Origin of the sequence: Escherichia sp. MOD1-EC6021, assembly GCF_002965245.1 — a bacterium.
In the GTDB taxonomy this organism is placed as follows: domain Bacteria; phylum Pseudomonadota; class Gammaproteobacteria; order Enterobacterales; family Enterobacteriaceae; genus Escherichia; species Escherichia coli_F.
In genome coordinates, this window is the sequence record NZ_PTRU01000018.1 from 79,028 (window position 1) to 94,642 (window position 15,615).

The following is a 15,615-nucleotide window of genomic DNA, read 5'->3' on the forward strand; positions in this document are numbered from 1 at the left end:
TCTTCCTTATCGGTTGGGTCAAACGAGCTGTTTACGCTGGTTTGACGGCGGAATGGATAAAGACTCTCGGTACTTCGCAACAGTGCGGCGTGCCACCATGATACCTTGTTCTGACAGCAAAGAGGTTAACTTGCTGTCGCTTAGCGGTTTCGCTGGGTTTTCCGCCGCGATTAATTTCTTCACCAGCGCACGAATTGCCGTTGAGGAAGCTTCGCCGCCGCCCTCGGTATTGACGTGACTGGAAAAGAAATACTTCAGTTCAAAAATGCCTCGTGGACTATGCAGGTATTTTTGCGTGGTCACGCGAGATATCGTCGATTCATGCATTTCGACAGCCTGGGCGATATCGGCCAGTACCATCGGTTTCATATATTCTTCGCCTTGCTCAAAGAAGGCTTGCTGCTGTTCAACGATACAGCGACTCACGCGTAGTAGCGTATCGTTACGGCTTTCCAGACTCTTGATCAACCATTTGGCATCCTGCAGATTGCTGCGGATAAACTGGCTGTCACCGTCGTTGCGCGCGTTATTGCACATCGAAGCGTAGTGTTGGTTAATTTGCAGACGCGGAATGCTGTCGCTGTTGAGTTCTACCGTCCAGTGACCGTTATGCTTACGCACCAGTACATCTGGAATAACATACTCCGGTTCACCAGTCTGGATCGACTGTCCGGGGCGTGGATCGAGCGACTGGATCAGATTGACGGCTTCTTTCAGCACATCTTCTTTCAGTCGCGTGACGCGCATTAAGGTGCGGAAGTCGTGATTGGCTAACAGATCGAGATGATCGCTAATGATCAGTCTCGCCTCTTCCAGCCACGGCGTAGTTTTGTCGAATTGGGAGAGTTGGATCAGCAGGCAGTCACGCAGATCTTTCGCCGCTACGCCGACCGGATCAAACCGTTGGATCCGCTTCAGGACGGCTTCAACTTCATCGATGTCGATTTCTTCATCGCCCATACTTTCGAGAATATCTTCCAGCGGAACAGTCAGATAACCGGTGTCATCAACGGCATCGACGATAGAGGTAGCAATAGCGCGGTCTGTGTCGGAAAACGGTGTCAGCTCGACTTGCCACATCAGGTAATCTTGCAAGGTCTGCGTTGTTTCGCCCTGATAGACCGGCAGCTCGTCGTCAATGTAGTCACCGCTGGTGCCGGAGGGTGTACCAGCGGTGTAAATGGTGTCCCAACTGGCATCGAGCGGCAGCTCTTCCGGCATCTCTTTTTGTTCGAGTGCGTCGGCGGTGTCCAGTGTTTCACTGTCTTGCGTTTCGCGGGTGTCGATTTCTTCATGAGTGTCGATTTGCTCAAGCAGCGGATTACTCTCCAGCGCCTGCTGTAGCTCCTGCTGAAGTTCCAGCGTCGACAACTGCAACAGACGAATAGCCTGTTGGAGCTGTGGCGTCATCGCCAGTTGTTGGCTAAGCCTGAGTTGCAAACCTTGCTTCATGTTCAGAATCGTACTCTCCTGATAAAACGTCGCAAACTTCTACCCTATCAGAGTCTGAAGTCTTCCCCAAGGTATACACGCTTAACATGTTCGTCTTGTAAGATTTCTGTAGGCGTGCCGTGGGCGATCAAATGCCCCTGACTGACGATATAAGCGCGTTCACAAACCGCCAGCGTTTCACGCACGTTATGGTCGGTGATCAGCACGCCCAGGCCGCTGTCGCGCAAGTGCTCAATGATGCGTTTGATGTCGATAACCGAGATCGGGTCAACCCCGGCAAACGGTTCATCAAGCAGAATAAATTTCGGATTCGCAGCCAGTGCACGGGCAATTTCTACACGGCGACGTTCACCCCCGGAGAGTGACTGCCCCATGCTGTCACGCAGGTGTTCGATGTGAAACTCTTCCATCAGCTCGTTCGCGCGGTCTTCACGTTGTTCAGCAGACAAGTCGTCACGAATTTGCAGTACCGCCATCAGGTTATCGTAAACGCTGAGGCGACGAAAAATGGAGGCTTCCTGCGGCAGATAGCCGATACCGCGGCGCGCGCGCGCATGCAGAGGCAGCAGACTGATATCGTCATCATCAATAATGATATTGCCCGCATCGCGCGGCACAATGCCAACAACCATGTAGAAAGTGGTGGTCTTACCGGCACCGTTTGGCCCCAGCAGACCGACAATTTCCCCGGAGTTGACGGTCAGGCTAACGTCTTCTACCACGCGGCGGCCTTTATAGGCTTTTGCAAGGTTCTTTGCAGTTAATGTTGCCATAACGAATTAATTACCCTTCTTCTGTGCCGGGGTCTGGCCTTTGTTGTTTTTGTCCTGCAGCTGCGACGGCACCAGAACGGTGGTTACGCGCTTGCCTTTGTCGCTGAACGCCTGCATTTTCTGCTCTTTCACCAGGTAAGTGATCTTATCACCCTTAATGTTGCTATCGACCTGCTGCAGATAAGCATTACCCGTCAGAACGACAAAATCTTTTGCCAATTCGTAGTGCATCTGGGAAGCGTGACCTTCAACGGGTTTACCGTTGTCCTGCATCTGGTAGAACGTTGCCGGTTTACCGTAGCCGTCAATCACTTCTTTACCTTGTTCGCCGCCCGGACGGGTAACGACCACTTTGTCGGCATTAATTTTGATGGTGCCCTGGGTGACGATGACATTACCGGTAAAGGTAACCACGTTGCCTTGCATATCAAGAGATTGCTGGTCCGATTCAATGTGGATCGGCTGATCAGTGTCTCCGGTTACGGCAAATGCCGGAATGGTGGCGGCCAGAAGTGAGCTGGCAAGCACAAGATTAAGGCTGAGTTTGTTTGTTTTGAATTTCATAGGATGTTCTAACCTTTTCAATCAGCTCGGCGTTCTTGCTGCGTAAGTTGCCGCGCATTTTCAGACCGCTGGAGTTAAATGTTGTTCCGTATAACGTGACAAGGTCTTCAGAGGTAACATCCTGCGTCACCAGATTGATCTGCGCGTTATCCGTCGTGATTCTGCGAAGTTGAGAGTCCGGCACGAGTGCGTTGACTTCAACGTGTCCATATAAATAGAGCATCCGGTCATTGGTCAGCTTGGCTTTATCTGCTTTTACGGACCATGTCGGGATTTTATCCTTATCAAACGTGGTAAGTACCGGCTGCGTAAACCACGAAACGGCCTGATCGGAATAATATTCAACGTGTTGAGCAATCAATCGATAGCTTAGTGCCCCTTCTGGGTTATAGACGAGCGTGTCCGTATGCTCGCTTTTATAGGTGGGATCATTATTGTTGATGACCACCTGGGCGGTATCGTCTTTTTCGGCCATATTAATGCCGATCATCACCAGAACCGCCAGTGATAGCACAATGATAACCCAACGTCTGGCTTTACTCATATCGATTGCCCTTTGGCTTCATCCAGTTTGCCCTGCGCCAGGAGTAATAAGTCGCAAACTTCTCGCACTGCGCCACGACCGCCAGCAATGCGCGTCACGTAATCGGCGCGCGGGAGCAACAGTGGATGCGCATCGGCCACGGCGATGCTTAAACCCACTTTTTCCATTACCGGCCAGTCAATGAGATCATCGCCGACATAAGCCACATTTTCCGGGGCAATTGCCAGTTTTTCCAGCAGATCGCTAAAGGCGATCAGTTTGTTTGACTGCCCCTGATACAAGTGAGTGATCCCCAATGTGGCACAACGATCTTCTACCAGTTTAGCCTTTCGCCCGGTAATGATAGCGACTTCAATATCAGAGGTGAGCGCACAACGAATGCCATAACCGTCACGAACGTTGAACGCTTTCAGCTCTTCGCCATTATTGCCCATATAAATCAGGCCATCTGACAGTACGCCATCAACGTCGAGGATCAGCAGACGAATGTTCTCTGCTTTTGCCATAACGTCGGCGCTGACAGGGCCGTAACAGGTCGCAAGCGACGCACCTGCTTTGCTCATTGTTGTTTATCCTTGAATCTTTACACTACGCCTGCACGCAGTAAATCATGCATATGTAACACACCGAGTAAATGGTCGCCATCGGCAACCATCACGGAGGTGATATGGCGGGACTGCATTAAGTTCAGTGCCTCAACGGCCAGAATGCCAGGGCGTACACGTATTCCCCCCGGCGTCATCACATCGGCAATACTTAACTGACGAACATCCACACCCATATCGAAGACACGGCGTAAATCACCGTCGGTAAAGATGCCTTCAATCATCATATTGTCATCGCAAATGACCGTCATACCAAGATTTTTGCGGGTAACTTCCAGCAACGCGTCGCGCAGGCTGGCCGTTTTCTTAACATGCGGGATCTCATCGCCCGTATGCATAATATCGTTTACGCGCAGCAGAAGTTTACGACCCAGTGCGCCGCCGGGGTGTGAGAGCGCAAAATCTTCAGCAGTAAAGCCGCGTGCTTTTAACAGCGCGACAGCGAGCGCATCGCCCATAACCAGCGTGGCGGTCGTGCTGCTGGTCGGTGCCAGCCCTAACGGACAGGCTTCTTTCGCTACTTTAACACACAGATGCACATCTGCGGCGCGCGCCATGCTGCTCTCCGGGCGACCGGTGATGCAGATTAACGGCACGTGAAGACGCTTAAGCACTGGAATTAAGGCCGTGATTTCGCTGGATTCACCGGAGTTAGAGATAGCAATCACCACGTCCTGCGGGGTGACCATACCCAAATCACCATGAGCAGCTTCACCTGGATGGACGAAAAATGAAGGTGTACCAGTGCTGGCAAACGTTGCCGCCATTTTGCGCCCAATATGCCCCGATTTCCCCATCCCCATGACGACAACTTTCCCTTTACACCAGAACATCTTTTCACAGGCAAGCGTGAAATTCTGATTGATGTATTGATCAAGCTCCGCCAGGCATTCACGTTCAATCGCCAGGACTTCTTTACCTGCTTGCTGAAAGTCAAAACCCGGTTGTAACTCTACGTGCGACATAATGCGTTTCCAGTTATTCAACGAGTATTGGCGATAACCAGTACAACATCGCCAGCCATACGATAAATCCGCCAGTTAATAATACCCCTACACCACGGCCCGGTTGCGGGGAGCGCCGCCAGCACAGCAACGCAAAAATAATGCTCACCAGCAACATCACGCTGTAGTCACGACTGTACGCCAGTGGATCAATCTCTCCAGGCGTTATCAGCGCGGGTAAACCCAACACGATGACAATATTAAAAATGTTTGCGCCAATGATATTCCCGACAGCAATGTCGTTTTCACCTTTGCGAACCCCCGCGATTGCGGTTGCCAGTTCTGGCAGACTGGTTCCGATAGCGATTGCCGTCAGACCCATCGTCAACTCGCTGATGGCAAAGTAATTCGCCAGCACCGTGGCGTTATCAACCACCATCCGCGTGGCCACTGGCATGATGATCAGCGCAATGCCGAGCCATAAAAACGCGACGGGCAATCCGCCTTCACGCGGCAGCTCTGCAAGCTGCTCTCTGGTCAGGCTGTCAGTCCCCTGACGTTCAGCCAGACGTGCAAGTTTAACAATGAACAGCAGCCATAGCACAGCCAGAAAGAGGAGAAAGATACCATCGCTGCGACTAAGTTGTCCGTCATAGAGTACGGAACCGGCCACCACACTGACCAACAACATTAAGGGTAATTCGCGGCGCAGAACATCGGAATGGACGGTAAAAGGACGTACCAGCGCAGCCAGACCGAGGATCAGCAAAATATTGATAATGTTTGATCCGAGGGCTACACCAACGGCTAAATCGCGTTGTTCGTGCAGTGATGCGGCAAGCGAAACGATGATTTCTGGTAACGATGTGCCAATACTGACCACCGTCATGCCGATGATCAGTGGCGGTATGCCAAAGGATCGGCAAAGAATGGACGCGGCAAATACCAGGCGGTCGGCACTGTAAACGACCAAAAGTAAACCAACAATTAACAGTGCCGTAGCTAAAAGCATCTAACGTCCTTTCTTCAGGTATACTCGCCGGTCCGCTGAAGATTTTCAGAAAGCCGTAACGGATTCTTAATTTTGACTTTATGCGGCTAAAAAGTAAAACAAATGCCAGCTTTCGCTAACCACGGCGAGTAATATTCTGTAAATATGTTGGGTTCAAGGTTAAATTGAGCGCCATGCTTAGAAAATCAACGCAAGACGAAGGGTGAATTATGGAGCAGTCTGTGGCGAATTTAGTCGATATGCGCGATGTCAGTTTTACGCGTGGCAATCGCTGCATCTTCGATAATATTTCCCTGACCGTGCCGCGAGGGAAGATCACGGCGATCATGGGACCATCGGGCATCGGTAAAACGACGCTACTCCGTCTGATTGGCGGGCAAATCGCACCAGATCATGGTGAGATCCTTTTCGATGGTGAGAATATTCCGGCGATGTCTCGTTCGCGCCTGTATACAGTGCGCAAACGGATGAGCATGTTATTTCAGTCCGGGGCGTTGTTCACTGATATGAACGTATTTGACAACGTTGCCTATCCACTGCGCGAACATACCCAACTTCCCGCACCTTTATTGCATAGCACAGTGATGATGAAGCTGGAGGCCGTGGGGCTGCGCGGAGCGGCTAAACTGATGCCTTCTGAACTTTCCGGAGGGATGGCGCGGCGTGCAGCGCTGGCGCGAGCAATTGCGCTGGAGCCGGATCTCATCATGTTTGATGAACCCTTTGTTGGGCAAGATCCCATCACCATGGGCGTACTGGTGAAGCTGATTTCTGAGCTGAACAGCGCGCTGGGCGTGACTTGTGTGGTGGTTTCTCACGATGTGCCGGAAGTGTTAAGTATTGCGGATCACGCCTGGATCCTAGCGGACAAAAAAATTGTCGCTCATGGCAGTGCTCAGGCGTTGCAGGCGAATCCTGATCCGCGCGTACGTCAGTTTCTGGACGGGATAGCTGACGGGCCTGTTCCGTTCCGCTATCCTGCCGGCGATTATCACGCTGATCTTTTACCAGGGAGTTAAGCCACTCATGCTGTTAAATGCGCTGGCGTCGCTCGGACATAAAGGGATTAAAACCCTGAGAACGTTCGGGCGGGCCGGGTTAATGTTATTCAATGCGCTGGTCGGCAAACCGGAATTTCGCAAACATGCGCCGCTGCTGGTGCGCCAGCTCTATAATGTCGGCGTCCTGTCGATGCTGATTATTGTGGTTTCTGGCGTGTTCATCGGAATGGTGTTGGGGCTGCAAGGTTATCTGGTTCTGACCACTTATAGTGCGGAAACCAGTCTGGGTATGCTGGTGGCGTTATCACTACTGCGTGAACTGGGGCCGGTGGTTGCCGCGTTGTTGTTTGCCGGACGTGCCGGTTCGGCGTTAACCGCAGAAATCGGCCTGATGCGCGCTACAGAGCAACTCTCCAGTATGGAGATGATGGCGGTGGATCCGTTGCGTCGGGTTATTTCTCCCCGTTTCTGGGCTGGGGTTATTTCATTGCCACTGCTGACGGTCATCTTCGTCGCCGTGGGGATCTGGGGCGGATCACTGGTCGGCGTCAGTTGGAAAGGCATTGATAGCGGGTTCTTCTGGTCGGCAATGCAAAATGCCGTCGACTGGCGTATGGATCTGGTCAATTGTCTGATTAAGAGCGTGGTGTTCGCCATCACGGTGACGTGGATTTCGTTGTTTAACGGCTACGACGCCATCCCGACGTCTGCCGGGATTAGCCGGGCAACCACTCGCACCGTTGTCCACTCGTCTCTGGCTGTTCTGGGGCTGGATTTTGTGCTGACCGCATTGATGTTTGGGAATTGAGTTCATGCAAACGAAAAAAAATGAAATTTGGGTGGGTATCTTTTTATTAGCAGCACTGCTGGCGGCGCTGTTTGTTTGCCTGAAGGCGGCGAACGTGACGTCCATACGTACTGAACCGACCTATACGCTTTATGCGACGTTCGATAACATTGGCGGCCTGAAAGCGCGCTCTCCGGTCAGCATTGGTGGCGTTGTTGTGGGCCGGGTGGCGGATATTACGCTGGACCCGAAAACCTATCTGCCACGCGTAACGCTGGAAATTGAACAACGTTATAACCACATTCCTGATACCAGTTCGCTGAGCATCCGTACTTCCGGCCTGCTGGGGGAACAATATCTGGCATTAAACGTCGGTTTTGAAGACCCGGAACTGGGGACTGCTATCCTGAAGGATGGCGATACAATCCAGGACACTAAGTCTGCGATGGTGCTGGAAGATCTCATTGGTCAGTTCCTTTACGGTAGTAAAGGCGATGACAATAAGAATAGTGGCGATGCGCCAGCTGCTGCGCCAGGTAATAATGAAACCACTGAACCTGTGGGTACAACGAAATAATTTCAGGAGAACCGACGCATGTTTAAACGTTTAATGATGGTCGCTTTGCTGGTGATTGCACCGCTGAGTGCGGCAACCGCGGCAGACCAGACCAATCCGTATAAGCTGATGGACGAGGCGGCGCAGAAAACGTTCGATCGCCTGAAGAATGAGCAACCGCAAATTCGGGCCAACCCGGATTATCTGCGTACCATTGTTGATCAGGAACTGCTGCCATACGTACAGGTGAAATACGCCGGTGCGCTGGTGCTGGGTCAGTATTACAAGAGTGCGACCCCAGCTCAACGTGATGCTTACTTTGCCGCTTTCCGTGAGTACCTGAAGCAGGCTTACGGTCAGGCGCTGGCGATGTATCACGGTCAAACCTATCAGATTGCGCCAGAACAGCCGCTGGGTGATAAAACCATTGTGCCTATTCGCGTGACCATTATTGACCCGAATGGCCGCCCGCCGGTGCGTCTGGACTTCCAATGGCGTAAAAACTCCCAGACGGGCAACTGGCAGGCTTACGACATGATTGCAGAGGGTGTCAGCATGATCACCACCAAACAAAATGAGTGGGGGACGCTGCTGCGTACCAAAGGTATCGACGGCCTGACTGCGCAACTGAAATCGATTTCTCAACAGAAAATCACTCTGGAAGAGAAAAAGTAATGAGCGAGTCACTGAACTGGATGCAGACGGGTGACACGCTGGCGTTATCCGGAGAGCTGGATCAGGACGTTCTGCTACCGCTTTGGGAAATGCGTGAGGAGGCGGTGAAGGGGATTACCTGCATCGATCTTAGCCGTGTATCCCGCGTTGATACAGGTGGACTGGCGCTGCTGCTCCATCTTATCGATCTGGCGAAAAAGCAGGGCAACAATGTGACGCTTCAGGGGGTAAACGACAAAGTGTATACCCTGGCGAAATTGTATAATTTGCCTGCTGATGTTCTGCCTCGTTAAATTTTTTCAGGCCGGATAAGGCGTTAACCGCCTGTCCGGCAAACCTGCCTGCAAGTTGAGCCTTGTCTGATTTATCAGCGAGGCTTTTTGCTTATTTATGCCAGCGCAACTTTGCTCTAAGATGTTTCGCTGGTTTATTAACTGATGATTGAAGATCCCATGGAAAATAATGAAATTCAGAGCGTGTTGATGAACGCTCTCTCCCTCCAGGAAGTCCACGTTTCCGGCGATGGCAGCCACTTTCAGGTTATTGCCGTGGGTGAGTTGTTTGACGGCATGAGTCGGGTTAAAAAACAGCAGACGGTCTATGGCCCGCTGATGGAATATATTGCGGATAACCGCATTCATGCTGTGTCGATCAAAGCGTATACCCCTGCGGAGTGGGCGCGCGATCGCAAACTGAACGGCTTTTGAGCTATGGGCGATTCGCCGGTAGCGGATATGAATTGTTAACTGAGAACAAACTAAATGGATAAATTTCGTGTTCAGGGGCCAACGAAGCTCCAGGGCGAAGTCACAATTTCCGGCGCTAAAAATGCTGCTCTGCCTATTCTTTTTGCCGCACTACTGGCGGAAGAACCGGTAGAGATCCAGAACGTCCCGAAACTGAAAGACGTTGATACATCAATGAAGCTGCTAAGCCAGCTGGGTGCGAAAGTAGAGCGTAATGGTTCTGTGCATATTGATGCCCGCGAGGTTAATGTATTCTGCGCACCTTACGATCTGGTTAAAACCATGCGTGCCTCTATCTGGGCACTGGGGCCGCTGGTAGCGCGCTTTGGGCAGGGGCAAGTTTCACTGCCTGGCGGTTGTACGATCGGTGCGCGTCCGGTTGATCTACACATTTCTGGCCTCGAACAATTAGGCGCGACCATCAAACTGGAAGAAGGTTACGTTAAAGCTTCCGTCGACGGTCGTCTGAAAGGCGCACATATCGTGATGGATAAAGTCAGCGTTGGCGCAACGGTGACCATCATGTGTGCTGCAACCCTGGCGGAAGGCACCACGATTATTGAAAACGCAGCGCGTGAACCGGAAATCGTCGATACCGCGAACTTCCTGATTACGCTGGGTGCGAAAATTAGCGGTCAGGGCACCGATCGTATCATCATCGAAGGTGTGGAACGTTTAGGCGGCGGTGTCTATCGCGTGCTGCCGGATCGTATCGAAACCGGTACTTTCCTTGTGGCTGCGGCGATCTCTCGCGGCAAAATTATCTGCCGTAACGCACAGCCAGATACTCTTGACGCTGTGCTGGCGAAATTGCGTGACGCTGGAGCGGACATTGAAGTCGGCGAAGACTGGATTAGCCTGGATATGCATGGCAAACGGCCGAAAGCTGTTAACATACGTACCGCGCCGCATCCGGCATTCCCGACCGATATGCAGGCCCAGTTCACACTGCTGAACCTGGTGGCAGAAGGCACCGGATTCATCACCGAAACGGTCTTTGAAAACCGCTTTATGCACGTACCAGAGCTGAGTCGTATGGGCGCGCATGCCGAAATTGAAAGTAATACCGTTATTTGTCACGGTGTGGAAAAACTTTCTGGCGCACAGGTTATGGCAACCGATCTACGTGCTTCAGCAAGCCTGGTGCTGGCTGGTTGTATTGCGGAAGGGACAACGGTGGTTGATCGTATTTATCACATCGATCGTGGCTACGAACGTATTGAAGACAAACTGCGCGCTTTAGGTGCAAATATTGAGCGTGTGAAAGGCGAGTAATCGTCCGAGAGCTGGCAGCCCCGTTCGCGGGGCTACCGCCAGACCACTCATTTTTTCGGTTTAGTGTAGCTACGCATCAACTGCGTTCTGTCGATAAACTCATGGGTCTGCGGATCATGGTAGCGTGATGGCCAGATAACCCAGGGGTCAGTTCCCAGTGCTTTCGCAATAATCATCTCTCCTTTTGGCCATGGGCGCGATAATGCGTTCGCCAGCGTTGAGGAACTCAAACCATTTCTGCGAGATTCCGCCGCCATTGACGTTCCTTTCTTGCGTAAACCCGCAATGATGTCAGCGGGATGCCAGTCAATGAAATTACTTTCCATCTTTCCTCACTCCTTAAGTTAGTCGCTTTCATTCAGAACACTTCTTCTGTCGAGCATCACTATACTCCTGATGGCCTATTGCTCTAAAAAGTTCCTGTAAAGAGTGTGAATATTCAGAATATATAAAGATACATACACTGGTTTTTCAGGCGTTATTACGCTGAATAAGTGTTTTTATGGAACTTATTGGAATCATCCCGCGCACTGCGCGGGATGAGGGGGAGGGGATTAACGATCGCGTTGAACAGCGATGTGCGCGAGGCCGATGAGTGCTTCTCGCCACGGGGTGTCCGGGAGCACCTGTAACGCTGCGATGGCTTTGTCTGCTTCTTCCTCGGCACGCTGACGCGTCCATTCAAGAGAGCCACAAGCGTTCATTGCTTCCAGAACCGGTTCCAGAAGATGACGACCGTTACCCTGTTCGATGGCGGTACGAATCATCTGTGCCTGTTCTGGTGTGCCATGATGCATTGCATGCAGCAGCGGCAGCGTCGGTTTACCTTCGTTCAGATCGTCGCCGACGTTTTTACCTAACTGTTCGCCATCGGCATTGTAATCGAGTAAATCGTCGATCAACTGGAAAGCGGTGCCGAGATAACGCCCATAATCCTGCAGGCCTTTCTCCTCCTCCGGCGTACAGCCAGCCAGAATCCCGGAACACTGCGCGGCAGCCTCAAACAGACGCGCGGTTTTGCTATAGATAACGCGCATGTAGTTTTCTTCAGTGATGTCCGGATCGTTAACGTTCATCAGTTGCAGAACTTCACCTTCTGCGATGACGTTTACGGCTTCTGACATGACTTCCAGCACTTTGAGCGAACCGAGGCTGGTCATCATCTGGAACGCGCGGGTATAAATAAAATCGCCTACCAGCACGCTGGCGGCATTGCCAAATGCGGCGTTGGCGGTAGCTTTACCCCTGCGCATATCTGATTCATCCACAACGTCGTCGTGCAGCAGAGTCGCCGTGTGGATAAACTCGATCAGGGCAGCAATGGTGACATGCGCATTTCCCTCATAGCCAACAGCTCGTGCAGCCAGTACAGCAATCATCGGACGAATACGTTTACCGCCGCCGCTGACGATGTAATAGCCTAACTGATTGATCAGTTGGACGTCGGAATTAAGCTGCTCGAGAATTGCCGCATTAACACCCGCCATATCTTGCGCGGTTAACTCATTGATTTTTTCTAAATTCATCGCAAAAGCCGGGCTTTTCGCCCCGATTACCTTACTGTGAACAAAGGCAACTTAGGGTTTATGGTTAGGAATATAGGGTGATTGTACTGAAAAAATGGCACAGATAAACGTTACCGTACAAGTTGTGTTTTTTTTCTTCGTGTATTGACTGTAGCACTTGTCAAAGGCGTGCGTTTTGCGTAATATTCGCGCCCTATTGTGAATATTTATAGCGCACTCTGAATCATTGAAAAGGTGTGCGCGGAAGCGGAGTTTTATATGTACGCGGTTTTCCAAAGTGGTGGTAAACAACACCGAGTAAGCGAAGGTCAGACCGTTCGCCTGGAAAAGCTGGACATCGCAACTGGCGAAACTGTTGAGTTCGCTGAAGTGCTGATGATCGCAAACGGTGAAGAAGTCAAAATCGGCGTTCCTTTCGTTGATGGCGGCGTAATCAAAGCTGAAGTTGTTGCTCACGGTCGTGGCGAGAAAGTTAAAATCGTTAAGTTTCGTCGTCGTAAACACTATCGTAAGCAGCAGGGCCATCGTCAGTGGTTCACTGATGTGAAAATTACTGGCATCAGCGCCTAAGACCTGAGGAGAGATTTCAAATGGCACATAAAAAGGCTGGCGGCTCCACACGTAACGGTCGCGATTCAGAAGCTAAACGCCTGGGCGTTAAGCGTTTCGGTGGCGAATCCGTTCTGGCGGGTAGCATCATCGTTCGTCAACGTGGTACCAAATTCCACGCTGGCGCTAACGTAGGTTGCGGTCGTGACCACACTCTGTTTGCTAAAGCAGACGGTAAAGTGAAATTCGAAGTTAAAGGCCCGAAAAACCGTAAATTTATCAGCATCGAAGCTGAATAAGTTTTTCGCGTCCCGGTAACGGATGAAAGCCCCGCAACACGTTGCGGGGCTTTTTACATTCGATAACCGGTAAAAATGCGCATCGTGCGGCGTTAACTCGCAAATGCGTTTTGTAGGGAATACGGTATGAAGCAGCAGGCAGGCATTGGCATTCTTTTGGCGCTCACCACAGCAATATGCTGGGGGGCGTTGCCAATTGCAATGAAGCAGGTGCTGGAGGTGATGGAACCTCCGACAATCGTGTTTTACCGTTTCTTGATGGCGAGTATTGGCCTTGGTGCCATTCTTGCGGTGAAGAAGAGGTTGCCGCCATTACGCGTGTTTCGTAAGCCACGCTGGTTGATTTTGTTGGCAGTGGCGACCGCCGGGCTGTTTGGGAACTTCATCCTGTTCAGCTCATCCTTGCAATACCTGAGTCCGACCGCTTCGCAGGTGATTGGGCAACTCTCGCCAGTTGGCATGATGGTTGCCAGCGTATTTATCCTGAAAGAGAAAATGCGCAGCACCCAGGTAGTGGGGGCATTGATGCTCCTGAGCGGCCTGGTGATGTTTTTTAACACCAGTCTGGTTGAGATATTTACAAAGCTCACCGATTACACCTGGGGAGTTATCTTTGGGGTCGGTGCGGCGACGGTTTGGGTGAGTTATGGCGTAGCGCAGAAGGTTTTATTGCGTCGGCTGGCCTCACCGCAGATCCTGTTTTTGCTGTACACTTTATGTACAATTGCGCTCTTCCCTCTGGCAAATCCTGGAGTGATAGCGCAGCTTAGCCACTGGCAGCTCGCATGTTTAATTTTTTGCGGACTGAATACATTGGTAGGATATGGCGCCCTGGCGGAAGCGATGGCTCGCTGGCAGGCAGCGCAGGTGAGCGCGATCATCACGCTCACCCCACTGTTTACGCTGTTTTTTTCAGATCTTTTATCACTGGCCTGGCCCGATTTCTTCGCCAGACCGATGTTAAACCTTTTAGGTTATCTCGGTGCGTTTGTCGTGGTTGCGGGCGCGATGTATTCCGCCATTGGTCATCGTATTTGGGGCGGATTACGTAAGCATACAACGGTGGTATCGCAACCCCGCGCAGGCGAATGATTTACGGAGAATAAAATGAAGTTTGTTGATGAAGCATCGATTCTGGTCGTTGCAGGTGATGGCGGTAATGGTTGCGTGAGTTTCCGCCGCGAAAAATATATTCCGAAAGGCGGCCCGGATGGCGGCGACGGCGGTGACGGTGGTGACGTATGGATGGAAGCCGACGAGAACCTGAACACACTTATCGATTATCGTTTTGAAAAATCTTTCCGTGCAGAGCGCGGTCAGAACGGCGCAAGCCGCGATTGTACCGGTAAGCGCGGTAAAGACGTGACGATTAAAGTGCCAGTAGGTACGCGTGTAATCGACCAGGGTACCGGTGAAACCATGGGCGATATGACTAAACACGGTCAGCGTCTGCTGGTTGCTAAGGGCGGCTGGCACGGTCTGGGCAATACCCGTTTCAAATCGTCCGTTAACCGTACACCACGGCAGAAAACCAACGGTACGCCGGGCGATAAGCGCGAGCTGCTGCTGGAGCTGATGCTGCTGGCTGACGTCGGTATGCTGGGAATGCCGAATGCGGGTAAATCGACCTTTATCCGCGCGGTCTCGGCGGCTAAACCGAAAGTGGCGGATTATCCGTTTACCACTCTGGTACCGAGCCTGGGTGTGGTTCGTATGGATAACGAAAAGAGCTTCGTTGTTGCCGATATTCCAGGACTGATTGAAGGCGCTGCGGAAGGTGCAGGACTGGGGATTCGCTTCCTGAAGCACCTGGAACGTTGCCGCGTCCTGTTGCACCTCATCGATATCGATCCGATTGACGGTACCGATCCGGTTGAAAACGCGCGTATTATTATCAGCGAGCTGGAAAAATACAGCCAGGATTTGGCGGCAAAACCACGTTGGTTAGTCTTCAACAAGATCGACCTGCTGGATAAGGCAGAAGCTGAAGAGAAAGCCAAAGCGATCGCGGAGGCGCTGGGCTGGGAAGATAAATATTATCTGATCTCTGCGGCGAGCGGACTGGGCGTGAAAGATCTCTGCTGGGATGTGATGACTTTTATCATTGAAAACCCAGTTGTGCAGGCCGAAGAGGCGAAACAGCCAGAGAAAGTCGAATTCATGTGGGATGATTATCACCGTCAGCAGCTTGAAGAGATTGCTGAAGAGGATGATGAAGACTGGGATGACGACTGGGACGAAGACGACGAAGAAGGCGTTGAGTTCATTTACAAGCGTTAATCAGCTAAACCCCGGCCATGTGCCGGG

At 51.6% G+C, this 15,615-nt stretch carries 20 protein-coding genes; 11 read left to right on the top strand and 9 right to left on the bottom strand.

Annotated elements, in window-relative coordinates; all coding sequences use genetic code 11:
* Positions 1-18: 18 nt before the first annotated feature.
* The 7 genes from rpoN to BEB54_RS19305 are packed head-to-tail and all read right to left on the bottom strand — an operon-like array spanning position 19 to position 5,894.
* Positions 19-1,452: an RNA polymerase factor sigma-54 gene (gene rpoN / locus BEB54_RS19275; RefSeq protein ID WP_000809051.1), complete on the bottom strand. Its 1,434-nt coding sequence runs from the start codon at positions 1,450-1,452 to the stop codon at positions 19-21.
* 47 nt (positions 1,453-1,499) lie between these two features.
* Complete coding sequence (lptB, locus tag BEB54_RS19280; protein WP_000224099.1) at positions 1,500-2,225, bottom strand: LPS export ABC transporter ATP-binding protein; 726 nt, start codon at positions 2,223-2,225, stop codon at positions 1,500-1,502.
* Between the two features lie 6 nt (positions 2,226-2,231).
* The gene (gene lptA / locus BEB54_RS19285) at positions 2,232-2,789 is read right to left on the bottom strand and encodes a lipopolysaccharide ABC transporter substrate-binding protein LptA (RefSeq protein ID WP_032303842.1); all 558 of its coding nucleotides are present in this window, start codon (positions 2,787-2,789) and stop codon (positions 2,232-2,234) included.
* A complete protein-coding gene (gene lptC / locus BEB54_RS19290) occupies positions 2,758-3,333 on the bottom strand; it encodes an LPS export ABC transporter periplasmic protein LptC (RefSeq protein WP_032303841.1) in 576 nt (191 codons plus the stop codon). The genes lptA and lptC overlap by 32 nt, the downstream gene beginning before the upstream one ends.
* Positions 3,330-3,896 (bottom strand): 3-deoxy-manno-octulosonate-8-phosphatase KdsC, encoded by a 567-nt coding sequence (gene kdsC / locus BEB54_RS19295; protein ID WP_000030014.1) that lies wholly within the window; start codon positions 3,894-3,896, stop codon positions 3,330-3,332. The genes lptC and kdsC overlap by 4 nt, the downstream gene beginning before the upstream one ends.
* Before the next feature lie 20 nt (positions 3,897-3,916).
* The gene (gene kdsD / locus BEB54_RS19300) at positions 3,917-4,903 is read right to left on the bottom strand and encodes an arabinose-5-phosphate isomerase KdsD (RefSeq protein WP_001295557.1); all 987 of its coding nucleotides are present in this window, start codon (positions 4,901-4,903) and stop codon (positions 3,917-3,919) included.
* Positions 4,904-4,916: 13 nt separating this feature from the next.
* The gene (locus BEB54_RS19305; protein WP_032185194.1) at positions 4,917-5,894 is read right to left on the bottom strand and encodes a calcium/sodium antiporter; all 978 of its coding nucleotides are present in this window, start codon (positions 5,892-5,894) and stop codon (positions 4,917-4,919) included.
* A gap of 209 nt (positions 5,895-6,103) precedes the next feature.
* Here BEB54_RS19305 and mlaF point away from each other — a divergent pair, with 209 nt between their 5' ends.
* The 7 genes from mlaF (at position 6,104) to murA (ending at position 10,934) form a co-directional block, all read left to right on the top strand.
* Positions 6,104-6,913 (top strand): phospholipid ABC transporter ATP-binding protein MlaF, encoded by an 810-nt coding sequence (gene mlaF, locus BEB54_RS19310; RefSeq protein ID WP_000438245.1) that lies wholly within the window; start codon positions 6,104-6,106, stop codon positions 6,911-6,913.
* Between the two features lie 7 nt (positions 6,914-6,920).
* Entirely contained in the window at positions 6,921-7,703 is a 783-nt protein-coding gene (mlaE, locus tag BEB54_RS19315) for a lipid asymmetry maintenance ABC transporter permease subunit MlaE (protein ID WP_000925795.1), read from the top strand.
* 4 nt (positions 7,704-7,707) lie between these two features.
* Positions 7,708-8,259 (top strand): outer membrane lipid asymmetry maintenance protein MlaD, encoded by a 552-nt coding sequence (gene mlaD, locus BEB54_RS19320; RefSeq protein WP_001296448.1) that lies wholly within the window; start codon positions 7,708-7,710, stop codon positions 8,257-8,259.
* 18 nt (positions 8,260-8,277) lie between these two features.
* Positions 8,278-8,913, top strand: a complete 636-nt coding sequence (mlaC, locus tag BEB54_RS19325; RefSeq protein WP_000476484.1) for a phospholipid-binding protein MlaC — start codon at positions 8,278-8,280, stop codon at positions 8,911-8,913.
* Positions 8,913-9,206, top strand: a complete 294-nt coding sequence (gene mlaB / locus BEB54_RS19330) for a lipid asymmetry maintenance protein MlaB (protein ID WP_072794418.1) — start codon at positions 8,913-8,915, stop codon at positions 9,204-9,206. The genes mlaC and mlaB overlap by 1 nt, the downstream gene beginning before the upstream one ends.
* Before the next feature lie 159 nt (positions 9,207-9,365).
* Positions 9,366-9,620, top strand: coding sequence for a BolA family iron metabolism protein IbaG (gene ibaG / locus BEB54_RS19335; RefSeq protein WP_000429656.1), 255 nt, complete (start codon positions 9,366-9,368; stop codon positions 9,618-9,620).
* A 54-nt stretch (positions 9,621-9,674) separates the two neighbouring features.
* Positions 9,675-10,934 carry a UDP-N-acetylglucosamine 1-carboxyvinyltransferase gene (gene murA / locus BEB54_RS19340; protein WP_105276804.1) on the top strand — a complete coding sequence of 420 codons (1,260 nt, stop codon included), beginning with the start codon at positions 9,675-9,677 and terminating at the stop codon, positions 10,932-10,934.
* 47 nt (positions 10,935-10,981) lie between these two features.
* Here the strand turns inward: murA and sfsB are convergent, their stop codons facing one another.
* Both sfsB and ispB read right to left on the bottom strand, forming a co-directional pair.
* Positions 10,982-11,260 carry a DNA-binding transcriptional regulator SfsB gene (gene sfsB / locus BEB54_RS19345; RefSeq protein WP_000445413.1) on the bottom strand — a complete coding sequence of 93 codons (279 nt, stop codon included), beginning with the start codon at positions 11,258-11,260 and terminating at the stop codon, positions 10,982-10,984.
* Positions 11,261-11,488: 228 nt separating this feature from the next.
* Positions 11,489-12,460: an octaprenyl diphosphate synthase gene (gene ispB / locus BEB54_RS19350; protein ID WP_001047336.1), complete on the bottom strand. Its 972-nt coding sequence runs from the start codon at positions 12,458-12,460 to the stop codon at positions 11,489-11,491.
* 258 nt (positions 12,461-12,718) lie between these two features.
* Here ispB and rplU point away from each other — a divergent pair, with 258 nt between their 5' ends.
* The 4 genes from rplU (at position 12,719) to cgtA (ending at position 15,588) form a co-directional block, all read left to right on the top strand.
* Positions 12,719-13,030: a 50S ribosomal protein L21 gene (gene rplU, locus BEB54_RS19355; protein ID WP_000271401.1), complete on the top strand. Its 312-nt coding sequence runs from the start codon at positions 12,719-12,721 to the stop codon at positions 13,028-13,030.
* Between the two features lie 20 nt (positions 13,031-13,050).
* Positions 13,051-13,308 (top strand): 50S ribosomal protein L27, encoded by a 258-nt coding sequence (gene rpmA, locus BEB54_RS19360; RefSeq protein ID WP_000940595.1) that lies wholly within the window; start codon positions 13,051-13,053, stop codon positions 13,306-13,308.
* A gap of 126 nt (positions 13,309-13,434) precedes the next feature.
* Positions 13,435-14,400: a DMT family transporter gene (locus BEB54_RS19365; RefSeq protein ID WP_000813040.1), complete on the top strand. Its 966-nt coding sequence runs from the start codon at positions 13,435-13,437 to the stop codon at positions 14,398-14,400.
* Positions 14,401-14,415: 15 nt separating this feature from the next.
* Entirely contained in the window at positions 14,416-15,588 is a 1,173-nt protein-coding gene (gene cgtA, locus BEB54_RS19370; protein WP_000673561.1) for an Obg family GTPase CgtA, read from the top strand.
* Positions 15,589-15,615: the final 27 nt, after the last annotated feature.